This is a genomic window from Sphingobium sp. B2 (genome assembly GCF_007693735.1).
In the GTDB taxonomy this organism is placed as follows: Bacteria; Pseudomonadota; Alphaproteobacteria; order Sphingomonadales; family Sphingomonadaceae; genus Sphingobium; species Sphingobium xenophagum.
Genome location: NZ_VDBZ01000006.1, coordinates 27,218 through 43,275, shown reverse-complemented (window position 1 = coordinate 43,275; position 16,058 = coordinate 27,218). Strand labels below are relative to the sequence as shown.

The following is a 16,058-nucleotide window of genomic DNA, read 5'->3' as shown; positions in this document are numbered from 1 at the left end:
CACCGCTCGCACTCCCTTCCGCGCAAACCGCCTCAGCCGATGAAAGGACGAAGCGTGATGTCCCCCGTCGCTAAACTCTCGATGCTGCTCGCCCTGTCGATTGGGACTGCTGCTCCCCTGTTGGCGCAGGATGCGCCGCCGTCACGCGACACGATCGAGCAGAACCGGCCGGATGCTTTCTACTGCGGCGAGCGGAAGCTCGGACAATGGTTCTATTGCGACAAGCCCAGACCCTTGCCGCGCGAGGCGCAACCGTCGCCGCCGCCGAGCGCGGTCGACCGGATGGCGGCGATCACGAAGCAGCTCGACGAATTGAAGGCCAAGGCGATCCTGGAGCCGACCGAAGAGAACGTCATCGCCTACGTCCGCTTCCAGCGCGAGCAGCTCGACCGCGCCTCGACTTTCTCCGACGTGTGGCAGCGCGCGCTCTGGCAGAACCCCGACATCGACTACACGTTGCAAAGGCCCGTCTCGACGGTCGGCAAGCGTGCCTGGCTCGACAATCGAAAGGCCGATCGCGACGCGGTCCTGACCAACCTGGGGCAGCGCTACGGGCTGTTCTACTTCTTCGCGCAGAGCTGCGGCGCCTGTGAGCTGTTCGCCCCGATCCTTCGCTCGGTGACCGACAGCCACCGGATGGCGGTCATGGCCGTATCGATGGACGGGGGGCCGAGCCGCGATTTTCCGGAACATGTCGTCGATTCCGGGCAGCGGGCGCGCATGGGCGTGCCGGGCAATGAGACACCGGCGCTGGTCCTCTTCGACACGGTGACCAAACGGACCATTCCGGTTGGATACGGCATCCTGAGCGCCGATGAGATCATGGATCGCATCTTCACGCTCACGAACACGAAAGTGGGGAGCGATTACTGATGGGACAGGATCATCGCAAAGGGCGCGCCCGCCGCTTCTTCCGCTCGGCCGCCGGCTCGATGGCCATGATGGCCGCGCTCAATTTTTCCATCGTCGGGGTCGCGCGCGCCGACGTCGCGTCCGAGATGAACAACTTCTTCTCCGACGCGGGCGGCGCTGCCAACGTGACCGGCCCCTCGGCCTATCAGGGTCAGTCGGCCGGCTATTACTCTCTCGGCAATGTCTGGACGCGTTTCCCGCAGAAGAGCGTGCAGCCGTTCAATCTTCAGCTTCCGAGCGCCCGTGCGGGCTGCGGCGGCATCGACCTGTTTTCTGGAAGCTTCTCCTTCATCAATGCGTCCGAGATCGTGGCGATGCTGAAGGCGACGGCCAACAACGCGCTTGGGTTCGCCTTCAAGCTGGCCATCGATTCCGTCTCGCCCGAGATCGGTAAGGTCATGGACGAGTTCAGCCAGAAGGCGCAGCTCCTCAACCAGATGAACATCTCCAGCTGCGAGACCGCTCAGGCGCTGGTCGGCGGAATCTGGCCCCAGATGGATTCGACCCGGGCGACCATTTGCGAGGCGGTCGGCAACAGCCAGGGCGTCTTTTCCGACTGGGCCGCCTCGCGTCAGGGCTGCAACAACGGCAATCGGCGGGATTCGACAATCGCCGGGAACACCGATGCGTCGATGAAGGACCAGCTGGTCGGCGAACCGCACAACTATACCTGGGAGGCGCTGAAGAAGTCCGCCAAGTTCGGGGCGTTCGACCAGTCCTTCTCCGAATATATCATGACGCTCGTTGGTACGGTCGTGACGACGCCGTCGACGGACCCGAGCGTTGGCGGCAAGGTGGTGATGTTCGGTCCGGCGGAAGACGCCGTCGTCACTGCGCTGCTCGACGGCACGGCGGACGCGCCGCCGGTCAAGATGCTGAAGTGCAACGACGAGAATTGCTACGATGTCGGCGAACAGACCCTGTCGGTCCCGGCATCGTCGGCGCTGCGCCCGCGGATCGCCACGATGATCAAGTCGATGAGCGACAAGATCCGGTCGGACACGCCGCTCAACGCCGCCGAAAAGCAGCTCCTCAACCTCGCGACCGTGCCGATCTACAAGATCCTCGCCGTGCAGGCCTATGCCCACTATGCGCTGACCGACGGCGAGATCCAGACGCTGTCCGAGATTGTGGCCGTCGACCTGCTCTCTGCCATGCTCGACAATATGCTGGACCGGGTCGAGCAGGCGAAGGTTCACTACCAGACCTTCGACCAGGAGACCGCGACGCAGTGGAAGCAACAGATCGCGGCCACGCGCGCCAAGTTCAGCCAGCGGGATGTCCGTCTCAACAACAAACTGCAGGTGACGATGCAGATCATCAACCGCAGCATCATGCTGGAGTCTACCCTGCAGAACTCGATGACGCCGGGGATGGCGTCCGCGCTCAACTTCTCGCGCGGGCTGAACGCCCAAGGTCTGAATTAGTGCGGCTGAACTGAAGCGGGAGCGCGTCGATGCTGGAGGTCTTCACGGTCGGGGGCGGCGAGTATCTCGTAAACGTGTTCAACGCCGTCGCTGCCTGGTCAGGGGGAGGGGGCTACCGCTCGCTCCTGCGGGTCGTGATGGTGATGGGCCTCATCTACTCGCTGCTCGTTGTCGCCTTCACGCTTAACTACAAGGCGTGGATGAACTGGTTCCTCCAGGCGACGGCGATCTATCTTTGCCTGATGGTGCCCACGGTGAGCATCAAGGTGACCGACCGGATCAACCCGAGCCTCGCGCCATCGACTATCGACAATGTGCCGATGGGCCTGGGTGTGCTGGCGAGCTTTACGACGCAGGTCGGGGATTGGCTGACGCGGACGGCCGAGACGGTGTTCGTCATGCCCAGCGAGCTCAATTATTCGAGCAATGGCATGGTCTATGGCGCGCGCCTGTTCGACGCGACCCGCAATTTCGTTGTTCGCGACGCGGAGTTCTCGACCAACCTCGAAAACCATTTCAAGAACTGCGTGTTCGGCGACGTGATGCTCTATCAGAAGTCGCTCACGAACCTCGCCAAGGCGCCCGACCTGTGGGCCGCGATCGGGCCGGGCTCGGAAGCGCGCTCGCAGGAATGGCTGGAGCGCCAGGGCGACGGCACCGTTCAGAACTTCATCATCACCTGCCGCCAGGCCTACCAGGCGCTCGACGCGCAATGGGCGCCGATGATCGAGGCCAATGCTCCGATCTGGGGTAAGGAGGTCTATCCCAGGCTCAGCAACGCCCTGGCCGCCGACAAGCTCAAGCATGACGTGCCGATCGCGAACACGGCGTTCACCGGATCGGGGAGCAATTTCACCGAAACGATGCGGCAGAACACAGCGATCAACGCCTTCATGCAAGCACGCAACAGCATGGCTGGTGGGGCAGGCGCGGCCGCGATAGACACCTTCGCCCAGACGCGCGCCGACATCCAGGCGCGCAACACCTATAATTCGATTGCCCAGCAGGCGATGGCCTGGGTGCCGATCCTCAACATCGTCCTGACCGTCGTCTTCTTCGCGATGTTCCCAGTCATCTTCCCGCTGTTCCTCATGCCCCAGACGGGGGTTGGCACGCTCAAGGGCTATGCCATGGGCTTCTTCTACCTGGCTGCCTGGGGCCCGCTCTATGTCATCCTCCACATGATCTGCATGACAAGGGCGGAATCCGCGGCGAACGGCGTGGCCGGGGGAGGCGTGACGCTTGGAAGTTATGCCGGCATCGGCGCGGTCAACGGCGAGACGGCGACGATCGCCGGCTTCATGCTGATGAGCGTGCCTTTCCTCGCGGCCGGTCTTGCTCGCGGCGCGATGTCGATTGCTGGCCAGTCCATGTCGATGCTGGCGCCGGCGCAGAACGCGGCGGAGGCCGCCGCGCTCGAGCAGACCACCGGAAACTACTCCTATGGCAATGTGAGCTGGGCGAACTCGACTTCGAATATGCGGCAGGCCGATCAGTGGACCACGGCGCCGAGCTATATGAGCGGCGCCCCGAGCATGGGCTGGCGCCAGGATAATGGCGCGATGATCAACGGCTTTGGCAATGGTCAGGACGTCTTCGACACGTCGGGGGCCATTTCGCGCCTCGGCTTCACCCCTACCATGACGACCGGGTCGGTCGCGGAATGGCGGGAGATGGCGAGCGAGGCGCACCGACAGTCGCAGGCTTATGAGAATGCCGCGGCCGAGGTCCTGACCGCTACGCATGCCAACCGCAGTGCATTCGGCACCTCGACCGAGCGGTCGTCCGGCTGGGATTCGAGCAGCGGCCGGCAGGCGAACACGTCCGTCGATCAATTCGACCGGCGGACCGGGAGCAGCACGCAGGGTCTGGAGGAACGGGATACGATCTCTCAAGGTCAGCGAATATCTCAGGGCCATGATCGTCAGGCGCAGACGAGCGACCAGATCTCCGGGGTGGTGTCCGCAGGAACGGGACGGCAGACGGCTGGAGGGTCGGGCGGTCGCGGAGGAATTTTGGGCCGCCTTCCCGGCATTGGCGGCAGCGTATCGAAATCAGGGTCTCAGACAGATGCGCTAAGGCATGCGACTGACGAAACCCGCGGCAGCGACAGCGCCAACACATCCTCGAGTGGCGTGCGTGACGAACATTCGAGCGGAAGCGGCGCCTCGATGTCCGATGGGACCTATTCGCGCAGCGGTAGCTTCAGCCGGGCATCCGCCACATCATCGGCGTCGGCGAGTACGGAGGATTCTCTGGCGCTGGCAAAGTCGTACTCTGAGACGGCCCGGCGCCTTGAGGAGCTTTCCCAGCAGCTGTCACGCGACGCCAGCTATGCCGAGACGCATGGCATGCAGCTCAGCGAGAATCTGAGCCAGGATCTTGCGCAATGGTATCGCCGCCAACAGGTCGAAAATCCGGGGCTTGACGCGCCCGAGCTTTGGGCAACCGATCTCACAGACCAGCAGCGGCTTGTGCGCCAGGAGATGATCACGCGCTGGATGCATGACAAGCAGGATGGCATCCGGGCGGAGATTGCGGGGCGCCTCCACGATCCGGACCTGGTCGATGTCAATCGGCCGAGCGTGGGGAACGAGGCGGATGTCAGGGCCTCCTACCGGCCGCATGGTCCTGGGCGGCTGCCCGCCGGTCCTGGCGGCGGCGGGGATGTCGGCGCCGCTGCGATCATCGAGGCCGGCAAGGCAGAGCTGGGGGGCGACCGCGCTGCGGCGCAGACGATGCGAGGGCAGCGGGTTCAAGGGGCCGCTGATCTTGAGCAGGAGGTGAACCGCGACCACGATCGCGGATTCTTCCAAGACCCCAAGCTTCGCGAATAGAGCTTAGAGGATGTAGAACATCGCTCCCACGAGGCCGGCCATGCAAACGTAGGCGAGGGCGTAGCCTATTAGACCGCCACGAGTGGGGTTCCCGTTTTCGTCGGTGATCATTTCGATCTCAGGAATCTCTTCCTCGACAATCGCGTAGATGGGACCGCCGGACAAATCCTTCGTTCGATTATATGTGTCGAGGTCGAATTTTGGGAAGCGCATGCTTTCTCCTGTGACGGAGAATAGCGGTTGGGGCGCTTTTCCGCAACCCTTGAGACGCGACTTATAGCGAGATTATCAAGTTTACAAAAAAACGATAAACCACCATAACCTCGCTATGGATGCTCGTCGTAACCCCTTCGCGCCTGGCGCCGGCACTCGCCCTCCAGAGTTGGCGGGGCGAGATGCGTTGCTTGAACGCAACGCGGTCGCGCTCGACCGAATCCGCGCGGGGCGCGCGGCACGCCCGAGCGTCCTCTATGGACTGCGCGGTGTAGGCAAGACCGTTCTGCTCACGACGATGCGTGACGCAGCCGAGGGGGAGGGCATGGCTATCGTCGCCATCGAGGCTCCCGAGAACCGTTCGCTCCCCGGCATCCTCGTGCCTGCCCTTCGGGCGACGCTGCTGAGGCTCGATCGCATGAAGCAAGCTTCGGACGGCGTTAAGCGCGCGCTTCGCGCGCTGGCCGGGTTCGCAAAGCTCAAGGTCAAATATGACGATCTCGAAGTGGGACTCGATTTCGACGTCGAGCCGGGCCTGGCCGACAGCGGCGACCTTGAAGCTGATCTCGCCGATCTGTTGGTTGCAATCGGCGAGGCGGCGCGAGAGAAGGGGTCAGCTGTGGTACTCGTCATCGACGAGCTCCAATATGTGCCTGAAGAGCAATTGGCCGCATTGATCAGTGCGCTCCACCGGGCCAGCCAGAAGCAGCTTCCCATTACAATGATCGCCGCTGGCTTGCCGCAACTCGTTGGGCAGATGGGCCGGGCCAAGTCCTATGCGGAGCGACTTTTCGAGTTCGTCTCCGTCGGACCGCTCGATGATCACGCCGCGCGCGATGCCATTCGGCTTCCAATCGAGCGGGAAGGCGAAGCTGTCGATGATGCGGCGTTGGACGCGATCTGCGAGCAGACCCAAGGTTACCCTTATTTCCTCCAGGAGTGGGGAAAGCATAGCTGGGATGCAGCTGAGGCGTCGCCGATCACCCAAGACGATGTTGCGGCGGCAACGCGTAGCGCGCTCGCGGAACTTGACGCCAGCTTTTTCCGCGTTCGGTTCGATCGTCTGACCCCTGCCGAGAAGCGCTATCTGCGCGCCATGGCCACTTTGGGCACTGGACCGCACAGGTCGGGAGATGTTGCCGATGCCTTGCACGTGAAGGTTTCAAGCGTGGCGCCGACGCGAAACAGCCTGATCGCGAAAGGAATGCTCTATAGTCCCGCGCATGGAGATACAGCGTTCACCGTGCCCCTGTTCGATGCATTCATGCGAAGAGTGATGCCGGAAGGATGATTTTTGAAGCACCGCCCCGAACGACCGGGGAAGGGCACCAAGCTATGAGTCATCGTTCCCTTTTGTGTCTTGGTTAACGTCAAGAGTGGATTTGACCGCCGCCAAGGAGCGACGTTTGGTGCGAAAATGAACGGGGCTATCTTCATCATCACGAGGTTCACGAGCGAAATTCACCAAGAGGAGCTGAGGGCCTGACCCAACTGCGCCCAACCTGTCTTCGGGGTTTCGCAAGGGGCAGTCGGTGAGGGACATACAGCCGCATCCAATGCAGGTTTCGAGGCGGTCACGCAGCCTCATGAGACTAGCTATCCGCTCGTTCAATAGCGTACTCCACTCGGCACTGAGCCGACGCCAATCCGTTGACGTAACCGGCCCCTCTGGAATCCGGTCAAGAAAATCCTTTAGTTCGGAGAGCGAAAGCCCGACATATTGGGCGGTTCTGATAATGGCGATCCGTCTCAATACGGATCGAGGATACCGCCTTTGATTGCCGGCTGTGCGCTCGCCCTTGATGAGGCCTTTCGCCTCGTAGAAATGGATCGTCGAAACCGCGACTCCGCTACGTTGCGCGATGGCGCCAACAGATAGAGGACGTGTTTTGTCAACAGTCATTGCAAAGACTCGTTACCAAATGTCGGTGCTAGAGCACCGGCAAACTACTTCAGGACTCAGGATGTGGTCATTTCTCGACCGCGCAGACCAAGCCCGTGCCGTGCATCCGCCCCTACATCTACGACGGCGACTATAATCCGGTGCGAGGCGTTTGGTCACTCCCGGCTTTACGGTATCGACGTGCCCGAATTCAGCACTTGCTCTGCGTGCGGGACAATCCCTACGATAGCCGCGAGAATTTGCGTACCTTGCTCGCGAGGGGCAATGTCATGTACCGCCAGCTCGACATCGACCGCTACGAACGACCAATCCTGCAATGCTGGAACATGGATGGCGATCTGTCGTGTCAGCAGGTCCAGGCAGGTCACGCCGTTCGCCGATACAGGCCGTTGCAATGTTCTTCCCGGAGATTATCGCGTCGTTCGATCATTAAAGCCGCGAGTGGCGGTCTTGCGGGAAGCCTCTTGCGGGGAAGGGGGACGCCTCGATCTCTTGGTATCGAGGCGTCAAGCCCGCTTTAGCTGTTGAGCCGGTCCTTGACGGCCTTCGCCACGCTGAAGGAGAGTTTTTTCGACGCTGCGATCTTGATGGTTTCGCCGGTGGCCGGGTTCCGGCCTTCGCGGGCGAGAACGTCCTTGACCTTGAACTTGCCGAAGCCGTTGAGGCTCACCTCTTCGCCTTTGGCGGCGGCGTCAGCTATTGCGGCGAAGACGAGATCGACCGCCTTGCGGGCATCAGCCTTGGTGGCCCCGGTCGCACCGGCGAGATGATCGGCAAGGTCGCTATTGTTCATCATGCTGTTCCTTCTGCAATTTTTCGGGATTCCTCTAATAGTGGCGAGGAGCGTGCGGCGCTATCTCAATGCTCGACCTTATTGAAGGATTCCGGCTTATTGGCCGGACAGGCCATGAGCGATAGTTTTTGCCGGCACCTAGTGGCAAACGCCGGTATCAGGCGTGTCCATAGTTGCGAATTTCGCAGTTGCAATATTCTATGATGCAATGCACAAGAGACGGGCCTTTCAGGCATCCTCTCCCAACTATCAAGCCGCCTCCTTGTGGGCGGCTTTTTTCTACCCGAAACAGAGTCGCCGACTCGACCTGAACGATGTGATCCGGCTGACCATGTCGCAGAACTGCTTCTCGACCTCGAATCGTCTCATCCACGGACCCTATTTGTACATGTCGGGTGGATAGAGCGTCACATACTGAAAATCGCTGTTGCGAAACCGCAAGGCTTCAATCTCCTCGGGATTGCCTGCCTCGTCGACCGCGATCGACATGGCGACGTCGATGGTAAGCTCGATCTCGGTCTCCCCGCTCTCATCCTCGAACGGGATAAGCACCTTGTCCTCGGAATCATACATCGCTTCATCCCAGTTGGGATGAGTGAAAGACACCAATGCTGCGACCTCGATCGTGCCGACCACAAGGATTGATTTACCTGCCTCACTTGGTTTGAAGGCGGTGAGTTTTTTCACTTCGACCGAATTGACGGTGATCTCGTCGATCTCCGCATCCATGACGTCGCTACTGTGCAGTCCCCAATTCGTAAGTTCCTGACTGACGAGGTCGACGATCTGTTCCTCCTGCGTCTCCAGGAAGGGATCGAGTTGCGGCGCGGCCATCTCGAGGCCAAGCGCCGCGAACAGTTCGGGCAACGACTTCACCAGCGAAATATGCTTCGCAGACCCGACCGGGCCATCAAAGTCGCCATCGTTCGAAACGATGATCACCGGGCTATTTCTCGACGCCTCCTTCTTGAGGCACTCGAAGGCAAAGGCGTCGGGGAACTGGTCCTTCTTGCCGTCGCCTGAGAAGAAACCTTCCCCTGCCGCATAGGCGCTGAACACTGCCGACGGCTTCACCTCGTCGATCTGGAGCGTCTTGGCCTCCAGCGCATCGAACATCTGCGTAGTCGACTCATCGTAGATCGATTTCAGCTTTGCGCGAAGCTCCGGCCGCTTGAGCGCGGGAAGCGCAACGCCGGTCGCTCCCTCGACAATCTTCCGGAAATGCGGCTGGCTGATCTCCTTGATCGCGTCGAAATCACTCTGGATGTACTTTTTGGCAACCTCGGTGATGGTGAGATCGGTGGTCAACACCGTTATCAGACCGGCATCGACAAGATCGACGACACGGGCGATTTCAGGCCCGCCTGGTGGTTTGCCGGCACTGATGACGATGTTCGCATCCAGGAAGACCTTCGGCGTTCTTTTGGTCGTTTTCTTCGCCATCGTCAGAGTAGATCCGTGTTGAGGTCATGTTGGGCAGATGCTTGACGGACAGGCAGCATTTTCTGGAACGTAAGGCTTGGTCAGTCCGCCACCCGTCCCCTATCGAAGCATCGCTTTGAACGTGCTGCTCGCCGAGGCTCCCGCATAGGCGTCGCGCGCGAGCTGTCCCAGGATCTCGGCCGCTTTGTCGGTTGCCCGATCGAGCGCAAGTTCCTTCTGCTGCTGGAGCGAAGGCACCCTATCGATGCGGACGTAGCTCGAGCCCAGGACGGACTGCACGAGGTCGAGCGACAGGCTCTCCTGCGCCTTCATCGTCCTCGACACGAGCTCGTCTTTTGCGATCAGCATCACACCGCCGCGGCGCCTGGGCGCACGCGGCACATCCCATCGCAGCTCTCCTGCGGTCCCGACGCTGATGAGGTCGATTTCCTGGGGCGTGCGCCCATAGCGCCCAAGCGCCCGCATCAGGGCGATACTATCCGGAGCGTTCGCGATCAGTCCGCCGTCGACATAGGAATGCCCGTCGATCACATGGTCGGGGAAATAGGTTGGCGCCGCGGAGGTGGCGAGGGCAATGTCCCGTAGCGAGGTTCCTTCGAGCTTCGGTGACATGCCAGTGGTTTCGTATATTGCCGGCGCCCAGGCGCCGAAATCGACCGCGGTCACGATCAGGGGTGTCTTCAGGCCGGACAGGGGCGTCTTTCCCGCTTCGCCAAGAACGGCGTCGATCGTCTGCGCGAGGCCAGCCGCGTCATAGCGCGAGCGCGCCAGCCCCCAGCGACCGAGTAAACCCCGCTTCGGGAAGATCGCCTGGCCGTGCTTCTCAAACGCGGCGCCGATCACGGCTGGGCGAATGCCTTGGGCCAGGCCGATGGCCACGATGCCGCCGATCGAAGTGCCGGCGATGATATCGAAATGGTCTTTGATCGGCTTTCCGATCGTCCGCTCGATCTGTTCGAGGATCCGAACGGTAAAGAGGCCACGATACCCACCTCCGGTCAGCGCCAGAATGCGGAACCGTTTGGCCGGCTGCGCGCGCGCACCTTCCCTGATCCCGACGTCGCTCTCGGTCATATCAAGGGTTCACCACCGTCAGCCCGCTGACGCCGCTATGGTAGGGCTGCGGATAGTCGACGAAGACAAGATTGGTAGCGAGAGCCGAGGCAACGACCATCGTCGTCGCCTCGCTGACCGGGATCACGGCACCGGCCGGGTTGGTGGCGATCAGCTTCTGAGCCCGCAGACCAGGCCACAGCATGGCGGCCTTTTCGTCGAACGGCACGATATTATCGAAGCTGCGCACCATGCCGACATAGCCGCGCAGCGCATCGCGGTGGCCTTGGCGTTCACCCGCCGGGCTTTGCTCGATGGCCAGCAGCGCCTGCCCGAGGGAAACCGCGCTCAGGTGGATCTCTCGGGCAGGCAGCGCATCGATCGAGGCCGGCGCCTGACCCGTGATCCGGTCAAGCAGGCATTGGGTCGAAAGAAGATACATGGCCGCTTAGGCGCTGGCCTGCTGCCAGGAAGCTTCTCCGGATCGGACAGTGAATTCCTGGCTGCTGTCGTCGTCGCTCTCGACATGGACGAGCTTTCCGCGTGACGGCTGGAACTGCGTGGCGGCAAGAAATTCTCCGGCGGAAATACCGCCAGCGGCTGCCTTAATGACATTCGCCAAAGCCGCAACCGAGAGGATCACGGTCTGCTCTCCCTTGTCTTTGCCGACAAGCTGAACCGATCCGTCACGCGCACGCGCAAGCAGCTTGGTGAAGCTGTCACGCGCGGCGCGAATGGTGATAGTGGCCATCGGAGCCCGACCTTCGAGCAGTTTGCCGAGTTCAACCTCTAGCTGATGCTCTGGAAGGGAGCAGATCCTCTCGATTCCGGCTAGAAGCTGCACGTCCATACCAACCAACCTTCGCTGCCAATGACGATGGTTATAGGGCGTGGCCACAAAATGTCAATGATTGTGGCCACGGGGCAGATGCATCGATCAATGACGGCTGCGTCACTTTACCCTTCAGGTACCGGTCGGGTAAAGTGACACGGATGGCAAAACGTCTTTCGGTCGTTTCTGTGAGCGATTGGGGGATTCACAAGAGTCGTGCTTTGTGCTTGATTCGTTCCATGCTTCAGTTCGATCTCTTCGCGCCATCGATCCCAACCCCGGCGCCAGCACCAGTAGTTGGCCTGCCGGATATCGTGCGCATCATCGCGGAGCACTCGGGTCGGCCGCGCTACACCTTCATGGTGCTCGATCTCATCGCCAGGGCCGCCCGGACGAACGGGGAGGCGGGGCCTCTGGTTCGAGAAGGCGAGGTTCTGGTGCCCATCCGCGAATGGCTGGCCGCGGCGATTGCGCCGAGCGGCGCGCGTCACCACCAGCGCCGGGCCACCGCCGATAACGTCCGGGCTGCGCTCGCAGCCAAAGGAGAATTGCCGGGCGATCCGGTGGAGGCCGCGCGCCGCGTCGACGCGGAACTCAGCGAGCGCATCCGCGAAACCGGCATGACGGCGATCAGCCGGGCGGTGTCGGAGTTGGTGAAGGCAGGACTGATCAGACGGCATTACCAGGGCTTTTTCGTGGACCATGAGAACCGCGGTGCGCAGCGTCATGCGGTCTATACGGTCACGGATGCGGTCCGCGCCGCGCTTCAGCCGAGCATCGTGACCAGCGAAAACCGGCGGCAGCCTTATGTACGAGGCGCACACGCTCAGCCTCGAGCGGCTGCGGCGCGGTAGGATCGCAGCTTCACATTTCTCGGCGACGATCGGTTCCTGCTGGTCTCTCCAAGCGCATTCAATGGGCTTGGCGTGTGCACGACCCAGCTCCACAACGAGCCCGTGGTCTATAATCGCAAACGCCATGGCCGGTTCAAACTGGATGGCCGGATGTACGATTTCCGGATGCGGCCGTCGGTGCCCAGGCGGCTGTCCAAGGAAGTCCTGCTTGTCGACCTCCTCCATAACATCGACAGGCTGCCCGAGGACAAGGTGGCCATCCTGCCGCGTGCGCTTGCCAAGGCAGGGGAGATGAATAGCGCGCAGCTCGCGCGTGCGGTGAAGGAATACGGTTCGGCTCGTGCCGAACGGCTCCTCGCGCCCGTGCTGCGACCGTCTTAATCGGAAAGTGAAGCCCCTAAAATTCGGTGCGTAATCGCCTGCGCCTCTGCGACCAGATGGCTGTTCTTTTCCCTGTACAGCAGCTGGCCAATCACCGTCTCGACAGCCTTCGGGTTGACCTTCTCGACGACTTCCAGCGCCTTGCGGCATCGCTCATGGCCGCATTCACGCAATGCTGACACGACATAGTCGTCACCATGGTGCTCGGCGATGGCAGCAAGATCGAACATGTCGCGTGGCTGCAAGTTCCAGCCCCGGAAGTAAACTTTCTTCGCTGCAATCTCGGCCGGAGTTTCAAGGTCGACCGTCCGCCCCCTCACATCGTGGCGCTCACTGGAAACATCGAGGATGGCGGACGAACAAATGAAGTCGATCTCACCCAGTTCGTCAAAGGCGAGTTTGAGCGCCTGCGTCCCGTCGCTCTTATATTCGTCCGGCCGACGGGTCATTGCGAAATCCTGGATCTCTGGATTGAGAAAAGGCAGGATTTGCGGATCATCAAGGAAGATATCGATGTCGTGGCTTTCACGATGATCGATCTGGAGCATGAGCGCCGTCCCGCCGCCGAAGCTCCACGAGGGCACGAAGCCGACGTTCTCCTCGAATTGGGCGAAGATTTCCATCGCAAGATCGAACAGGACCGGCCACTGGCTTGGGCCGCGCTCGACCATGCGTTACGCCGCCAGCGGGAGCGCGTAGCCCGAGAGGTGGGAGAACTGGTCGGCGACCGCGCAGACCTTGTCGGCGTCGACACCCATTTCCTCGACGAACTGCAGCTGCAGAGCCGGGCTTACTTCCGAGAAGAAGGAAAACACGGGCGCGTTGAAATCGCTCGCGCTCTTTGGGTCGGCGATCAGCGCAGCGAGTTGATGCGCGGAAAGGTTCGCCCCATAAGGAGCGTTCACCGTCGCCAACACCAAGCTTACCGCCTTTGCCATTTCTAACCTGTACCATGATCTCGTGGATCGTTCAGCGCATATAGCGCTTCGGCGTTATCAAAACAAGAACGGCGCCAATCCGCTATCCGGCCAGGCGGGATGTGCAAGGCCGATTCTCCGCGTAAACCGCCCTCCCCGCGTGATTTTCTCACTTACCATAATGGGAGATTATGGTAAGTACAGGGCTGCTGGAACGGCAGGGAAGGGCAAATTTTGCGGATGATGACGAACGGGGAAAAACCATGCGGCACAGATGTGTCGCGCCTTGTGCCGCATGTTTTGAGCAGAACGCCGCCGCTCGCCTCAGTCAGCGCCGATCTCGGGAACCTCGAACAGTTCGATTGCGAAATCGGCGATCTGGTCGGCGGCAAGATGCATCATGGCGATCGGCGCGCTGTCCATGTCGACCCGCTCGATCTTGTCGTCCGTCATCCGGACAATGAAGCGATCGCACTGCTCGAGCACCACCATGCGGATTCCGTCGTCATCGTCGAGCGTCAGGCGCCGGATGCTGCCTTCATAGGCGACCCAGGCACCGTTGTGGCCGCTCGTCGTGCGCACATAACCGACCGCGACATGGCCACCGGCCTCGACCTTCTCGACGATCGGCAGGAGCCATCCGAAGCGCAAGGGCGCGGTTCGGGTCGTAATCGGCTTGGCGCGCGCCATTCTCTCGCAGACCCAGCCGGTCCCAAAGGAAAGCGCCAGGCAGAACAGCAGTTCCAGTTCGATTGCGAGCGCGGAAAGCCCCGATGGGACCTGGCCGGACAGAAGTGCCTTGTAGGGATTGGGATCATAGGGAAGCGAGATCAGCGGCTTCCACGCCGCTATCGCTTCGTTGAAGGCAAAAATTCCCGCCCCGGCGGTGTGCGCAGCGAGCGCCAGCAGCACAATCAGGAAAATGGTGAGATTGGAATTGGGCCGGTCGGGCCGCGGCGACACAAAATCACTCGCCTCGCCAATACGAAGACCGAAATAACCCGCAAACCCGGGAAGCAGAAGAACCAGAGCGCCAAGCAGCGCGTAGCCGAATGTCATTCGAGATCAGGCCGTCTTGGCGAGCTTCTTGGCCTTTTCAGCACGAATCTTCGCCCGATCGATGACATAGACGCCATCGCGCTGGACGGCCGCCTCGCGTGCCTTCTTCCAGCTGCCGAAGGTTTCGCGGACCTCCCGGCCAAGGGCCAGAGCTTTTGCCGAGTTGAGCTGCATCATATCCTCCGGGAAGACATATAGCGAACGATGACCGAGAGTTCCACCAAATCCTCCCCCATGGAAATCATCGTCGTCAGGACGAACGACACTGCTCTGCCGACACGATCGCGCAAGACAGACGCCGAATCCGTCGATGTGCGGCTGCTGCGCACGATCGGGGAAATCATTCCGACCGATCTACCGCCGATCAGTCAGCTCGGTCTCGAGACGACCCTGGCGGCGATGGCCGACGCGACGAAGGCGGCGATAGCCGCCGATCTCGACTGCTGGCGCGACTGGTGCGGTGAAGAAGGCCGCAGGCCATTGCCAGCCGATCCCGAAGATATGGTGCGCTATGTAAACGCGCTGGACGCCAAAGGCAGGAAGCCCGCGACGCTGGCGCGGCGCATCGCCAGCATCGCCTCGGTCCACCGCATGCTGGGCTTGGCCTCGCCCGCCGCGCCGACCGACGCCCCGATGGTTCGCGCCGCGCTGAAGGCCATCCGCCGGCAGAGAGGCGCACTTCAGCGTCAGGCTGCGCCTCTGCGGTTAGGCAAGGCGCTGGATCACCACGCCGCCAAAGGCTTCACCCTGGCTGCGCTACTCGAAGCGTGTGGCGGCGATCTTCAGGGGTTACGGGACGCGGCGTTGCTTTCGCTCGGCTATGACGCAGGGCTCCGGGTCAGCGAGCTCACTAGGGTTGAAGCCACGCATATCGATGCGCAGGACGACGGCTCGGCGACCTTGTTCATCCCCTTCTCCAAAACCGACCAGGAGCAGGAAGGCGCGTGGGCGTGGCTGTCGGCCGAGACGATGCGCAGGGTCGCCTTGTGGCAGGCCGAAAGCGCGATCGAGGACGGGCTGCTGTTTCGCAGGGTTGGTGTCTATCGCCGGCGCGCGCGCGGCTCCGATCCGGAAACGGCACTGGCCCGAACGACCTACACCATCGGCAAGGAGGCCCTCAGTCGGCAGGGGGTCAATGGGATCTACAGGCGCGTGGCGAGTGCCGCCTACGAAATGGGGCTGGTCAACCTGAGCGCCAGCAAGCTGGCCGATGCGGTTCAGGCGCTGTCCACACATTCGCTGCGCGTTGGCCTGACCCAGGACCTCTTCGCCGCCGGAGAGGACGGAGCCGGCATTGCGCAGGCGCTGCGATGGAGTTCACCGACAACCGCGCTACGTTACGGTAGAAAGCTCGCGGTGCGAAGCAATGTCGCCGCACGGGTTCTTTCAAGAGTACGTAGCTGACCTTGACGCCTCGCCGCTCGTGGTTCGGCA

19 protein-coding genes are annotated in these 16,058 nt (G+C 61.6%); 7 read left to right on the top strand and 12 right to left on the bottom strand.

The features are described from left to right. Window positions 1-57 precede the first annotated feature (57 nt). The 3 genes from FE851_RS23215 to FE851_RS23205 all read left to right on the top strand — a co-directional run bounded on the left by FE851_RS23215 (window position 58) and on the right by FE851_RS23205 (window position 5,176). Window positions 58-873, top strand: a complete 816-nt coding sequence (locus FE851_RS23215; RefSeq protein ID WP_026002698.1) for a conjugal transfer protein TraF — start codon at window positions 58-60, stop codon at window positions 871-873. 65 nt (window positions 874-938) lie between these two features. Further along, complete coding sequence (locus tag FE851_RS23210; protein ID WP_037515325.1) at window positions 939-2,339, top strand: conjugal transfer protein TraH; 1,401 nt, start codon at window positions 939-941, stop codon at window positions 2,337-2,339. Between the two features lie 29 nt (window positions 2,340-2,368). Beyond that, window positions 2,369-5,176, top strand: a complete 2,808-nt coding sequence (locus FE851_RS23205; RefSeq protein ID WP_017184763.1) for a conjugal transfer protein TraG N-terminal domain-containing protein — start codon at window positions 2,369-2,371, stop codon at window positions 5,174-5,176. 3 nt (window positions 5,177-5,179) lie between these two features. Here FE851_RS23205 and FE851_RS23200 read toward each other — a convergent pair whose 3' ends face one another. Continuing rightward, entirely contained in the window at window positions 5,180-5,389 is a 210-nt protein-coding gene (locus tag FE851_RS23200) for a hypothetical protein (RefSeq protein ID WP_017184762.1), read from the bottom strand. Between the two features lie 115 nt (window positions 5,390-5,504). On the opposite strand from FE851_RS23200, the gene FE851_RS23195 reads away from it, so the two are divergent. Then, the gene (locus FE851_RS23195) at window positions 5,505-6,680 is read left to right on the top strand and encodes an AAA family ATPase (protein ID WP_026002697.1); all 1,176 of its coding nucleotides are present in this window, start codon (window positions 5,505-5,507) and stop codon (window positions 6,678-6,680) included. 42 nt (window positions 6,681-6,722) lie between these two features. On the opposite strand, the gene soxR is transcribed toward FE851_RS23195, so the two are convergent. The 7 genes from soxR to FE851_RS23160 all read right to left on the bottom strand — a co-directional run bounded on the left by soxR (window position 6,723) and on the right by FE851_RS23160 (window position 11,431). Continuing rightward, on the bottom strand, window positions 6,723-7,292 hold the full coding sequence (gene soxR, locus FE851_RS23190) for a redox-sensitive transcriptional activator SoxR (protein ID WP_081095122.1): 570 nt from the start codon (window positions 7,290-7,292) through the stop codon (window positions 6,723-6,725). Between the two features lie 167 nt (window positions 7,293-7,459). After that, window positions 7,460-7,660 (bottom strand): hypothetical protein, encoded by a 201-nt coding sequence (locus FE851_RS23185; RefSeq protein WP_017184759.1) that lies wholly within the window; start codon window positions 7,658-7,660, stop codon window positions 7,460-7,462. A gap of 149 nt (window positions 7,661-7,809) precedes the next feature. After that, window positions 7,810-8,085, bottom strand: coding sequence for an HU family DNA-binding protein (locus FE851_RS23180; RefSeq protein WP_017184758.1), 276 nt, complete (start codon window positions 8,083-8,085; stop codon window positions 7,810-7,812). Between the two features lie 378 nt (window positions 8,086-8,463). After that, window positions 8,464-9,528 carry a PIN domain-containing protein gene (locus FE851_RS23175; RefSeq protein WP_011950412.1) on the bottom strand — a complete coding sequence of 355 codons (1,065 nt, stop codon included), beginning with the start codon at window positions 9,526-9,528 and terminating at the stop codon, window positions 8,464-8,466. 99 nt (window positions 9,529-9,627) lie between these two features. Continuing rightward, window positions 9,628-10,602 (bottom strand): CBASS cGAMP-activated phospholipase, encoded by a 975-nt coding sequence (locus FE851_RS23170; RefSeq protein WP_011950413.1) that lies wholly within the window; start codon window positions 10,600-10,602, stop codon window positions 9,628-9,630. 1 nt (window position 10,603) lies between these two features. After that, window positions 10,604-11,023 carry a hypothetical protein gene (locus FE851_RS23165; protein WP_011950414.1) on the bottom strand — a complete coding sequence of 140 codons (420 nt, stop codon included), beginning with the start codon at window positions 11,021-11,023 and terminating at the stop codon, window positions 10,604-10,606. 6 nt (window positions 11,024-11,029) lie between these two features. Continuing rightward, window positions 11,030-11,431: a hypothetical protein gene (locus tag FE851_RS23160; RefSeq protein ID WP_017184757.1), complete on the bottom strand. Its 402-nt coding sequence runs from the start codon at window positions 11,429-11,431 to the stop codon at window positions 11,030-11,032. Window positions 11,432-11,652: 221 nt separating this feature from the next. On the opposite strand from FE851_RS23160, the gene FE851_RS23155 reads away from it, so the two are divergent. Both FE851_RS23155 and FE851_RS23150 read left to right on the top strand, forming a co-directional pair. Beyond that, window positions 11,653-12,267 carry a hypothetical protein gene (locus FE851_RS23155; protein ID WP_145206788.1) on the top strand — a complete coding sequence of 205 codons (615 nt, stop codon included), beginning with the start codon at window positions 11,653-11,655 and terminating at the stop codon, window positions 12,265-12,267. Window positions 12,268-12,339: 72 nt separating this feature from the next. Continuing rightward, window positions 12,340-12,648, top strand: a complete 309-nt coding sequence (locus FE851_RS23150) for a hypothetical protein (protein WP_011950416.1) — start codon at window positions 12,340-12,342, stop codon at window positions 12,646-12,648. On the opposite strand, the gene FE851_RS23145 is transcribed toward FE851_RS23150, so the two are convergent. From FE851_RS23145 to FE851_RS26385, 4 genes are all read right to left on the bottom strand, one after another. Further along, window positions 12,645-13,271 (bottom strand): nucleotidyl transferase AbiEii/AbiGii toxin family protein, encoded by a 627-nt coding sequence (locus FE851_RS23145; RefSeq protein WP_261371168.1) that lies wholly within the window; start codon window positions 13,269-13,271, stop codon window positions 12,645-12,647. The genes FE851_RS23150 and FE851_RS23145 overlap by 4 nt on opposite strands. Window positions 13,272-13,322: 51 nt before the next feature. Next, window positions 13,323-13,565, bottom strand: coding sequence for a hypothetical protein (locus FE851_RS23140; RefSeq protein WP_242496070.1), 243 nt, complete (start codon window positions 13,563-13,565; stop codon window positions 13,323-13,325). A 324-nt stretch (window positions 13,566-13,889) separates the two neighbouring features. After that, on the bottom strand, window positions 13,890-14,624 hold the full coding sequence (locus tag FE851_RS23135; protein ID WP_011950419.1) for a hypothetical protein: 735 nt from the start codon (window positions 14,622-14,624) through the stop codon (window positions 13,890-13,892). A gap of 6 nt (window positions 14,625-14,630) precedes the next feature. Further along, complete coding sequence (locus tag FE851_RS26385) at window positions 14,631-14,801, bottom strand: hypothetical protein (RefSeq protein WP_017184755.1); 171 nt, start codon at window positions 14,799-14,801, stop codon at window positions 14,631-14,633. Window positions 14,802-14,828: 27 nt separating this feature from the next. On the opposite strand from FE851_RS26385, the gene FE851_RS23130 reads away from it, so the two are divergent. After that, on the top strand, window positions 14,829-16,028 hold the full coding sequence (locus FE851_RS23130) for a tyrosine-type recombinase/integrase (RefSeq protein WP_011950420.1): 1,200 nt from the start codon (window positions 14,829-14,831) through the stop codon (window positions 16,026-16,028). Window positions 16,029-16,058: the final 30 nt, after the last annotated feature.

Excerpts from the sequence above, each read along its gene's own strand:
- FE851_RS23215 (WP_026002698.1), top strand. The coding sequence starts at position 58 with ATGTCCCCCGTCGCTAAACTCTCGATGCTGCTCGCCCTGTCGATTGGG.
- FE851_RS23210 (WP_037515325.1), top strand. The coding sequence starts at position 939 with ATGATGGCCGCGCTCAATTTTTCCATCGTCGGGGTCGCGCGCGCCGAC.
- FE851_RS23205 (WP_017184763.1), top strand. The coding sequence starts at position 2,369 with ATGCTGGAGGTCTTCACGGTCGGGGGCGGCGAGTATCTCGTAAACGTG.
- FE851_RS23200 (WP_017184762.1), bottom strand. The coding sequence starts at position 5,389 with ATGCGCTTCCCAAAATTCGACCTCGACACATATAATCGAACGAAGGAT.
- FE851_RS23195 (WP_026002697.1), top strand. The coding sequence starts at position 5,505 with ATGGATGCTCGTCGTAACCCCTTCGCGCCTGGCGCCGGCACTCGCCCT.
- soxR (WP_081095122.1), bottom strand. The coding sequence starts at position 7,292 with ATGACTGTTGACAAAACACGTCCTCTATCTGTTGGCGCCATCGCGCAA.
- FE851_RS23180 (WP_017184758.1), bottom strand. The coding sequence starts at position 8,085 with ATGAACAATAGCGACCTTGCCGATCATCTCGCCGGTGCGACCGGGGCC.
- FE851_RS23175 (WP_011950412.1), bottom strand. The coding sequence starts at position 9,528 with ATGGCGAAGAAAACGACCAAAAGAACGCCGAAGGTCTTCCTGGATGCG.
- FE851_RS23170 (WP_011950413.1), bottom strand. The coding sequence starts at position 10,602 with ATGACCGAGAGCGACGTCGGGATCAGGGAAGGTGCGCGCGCGCAGCCG.
- FE851_RS23165 (WP_011950414.1), bottom strand. The coding sequence starts at position 11,023 with ATGTATCTTCTTTCGACCCAATGCCTGCTTGACCGGATCACGGGTCAG.
- FE851_RS23160 (WP_017184757.1), bottom strand. The coding sequence starts at position 11,431 with ATGGACGTGCAGCTTCTAGCCGGAATCGAGAGGATCTGCTCCCTTCCA.
- FE851_RS23155 (WP_145206788.1), top strand. The coding sequence starts at position 11,653 with ATGCTTCAGTTCGATCTCTTCGCGCCATCGATCCCAACCCCGGCGCCA.
- FE851_RS23145 (WP_261371168.1), bottom strand. The coding sequence starts at position 13,271 with ATGGAAATCTTCGCCCAATTCGAGGAGAACGTCGGCTTCGTGCCCTCG.
- FE851_RS23135 (WP_011950419.1), bottom strand. The coding sequence starts at position 14,624 with ATGACATTCGGCTACGCGCTGCTTGGCGCTCTGGTTCTTCTGCTTCCC.
- FE851_RS26385 (WP_017184755.1), bottom strand. The coding sequence starts at position 14,801 with ATGATGCAGCTCAACTCGGCAAAAGCTCTGGCCCTTGGCCGGGAGGTC.
- FE851_RS23130 (WP_011950420.1), top strand. The coding sequence starts at position 14,829 with ATGACCGAGAGTTCCACCAAATCCTCCCCCATGGAAATCATCGTCGTC.